The 1,262-nt window shown below is 33.2% G+C and carries 1 protein-coding gene; it reads left to right on the forward strand.

What is annotated here, in order from left to right; genetic code table 11:
- Window positions 1-57: 57 nt before the first annotated feature.
- A protein-coding gene (locus ACM55I_RS16305; RefSeq protein ID WP_416847898.1) for an IS3 family transposase occupies window positions 58-1,232 on the forward strand; the annotation gives its coding sequence in 2 pieces (ribosomal slippage) (window positions 58-325 and window positions 325-1,232; 1,176 coding nt in all).
- Window positions 1,233-1,262 lie beyond the last annotated feature (30 nt).

Here is a 1,262-nt window from a genome sequence, read left to right on the forward strand (position 1 = left end):
TGGACATGCTAACTTAGCCATCACAGAAAGTTAAGAAATAAATCTTAATTTTAACCTATGAAACAAGTGCGCAAAATTTATGACAAAGCTTTTAAAGAGAAAGCAGTCCAATTGAGTTACGAGAGAACAAACATATCAGAATTTGCCAGAGAGTTAGGAGTAACAGCTCCGCAATTGTATAAATGGCGCAAAGAGTTCGAGGAATTTGGAGAAGGAAGTTTTCCAGGAAAAGGAAATTTAAAACTAACTCCCGAGCAAGAAAAGATTCATGAACTGGAGAAAAAACTCAAAGATGCCGAGTTGGAGCGTGATATATTAAAAAAAGCAATCGGCATTTTTTCCAAGAGCGGTCGATGATTTATAGTTTCATTAAAAGCAATGAACAACTATTCCCGATTGAAAAAATGTGCAAAGTTCTACAAGTGAGTAGCGGAAGTTATTACCGATGGAAAAAACAAAGAATTACTGCTAGGTTGCAACTAAAAATCACCATAAAAGAACGAATAACGTTGATTTATTTTGAATCCAAGCAACGGTATGGAAGCCCTAGAATAACATTAGAACTCCTGAGTTTAGGTTATAAAATTTCTAGAATAACTGTGGCGAAATATATGAAACAGCTAGGACTACGAAGTAAATTAAGCAAGAAATTTAAAGTAACAACCAACTCTAATCATAATTATTTAATCGTCGAAAATGTATTAAACAGGGAGTTTATTGTAAAAATGCCTTCAAAAGCTTGGGTTTCGGATATTACCTACATCCAAACTAAAGAAGGATTTGTGTACCTGACAACTATTATGGATTTATACGATAGAAAAATTATAGGTTGGAGTTTGAGCGATGGAATGAGTACAGACGAAACCTCGCTTGGAGCTTGGAAAATGGCTGTTAAAAACCGAAATATTAAAGAAGGTTTGATTTTTCATTCCGACAGAGGTGTTCAATATGCCAGTAAAAAGTTTGTAAATGTTCTGGATTCCTATAAAAAAATAACCCGCAGTATGAGCCGTAAAGGAAATTGTTGGGACAATGCGGTAGCGGAAAGCTTTTTTAAATCCTTGAAAACTGAATTGATTTATGGGAATAAATTGATTTCTAAAGAACAAATGAAACTGGAAATCTTCGAATATATTGAAATTTGGTACAATCGAAAAAGAAGACATTCAGCATTGAATTATGCAACAATTGAAGAATTTAACAATCAAATTAATTACAAAAATGTAGCTTAACTTAATGTGCAGTTTTTATTAGCATATCCA

The organism is Flavobacterium algoris, from assembly GCF_048158525.1.
GTDB lineage: Bacteria > Bacteroidota > Bacteroidia > Flavobacteriales > Flavobacteriaceae > Flavobacterium > Flavobacterium algoris.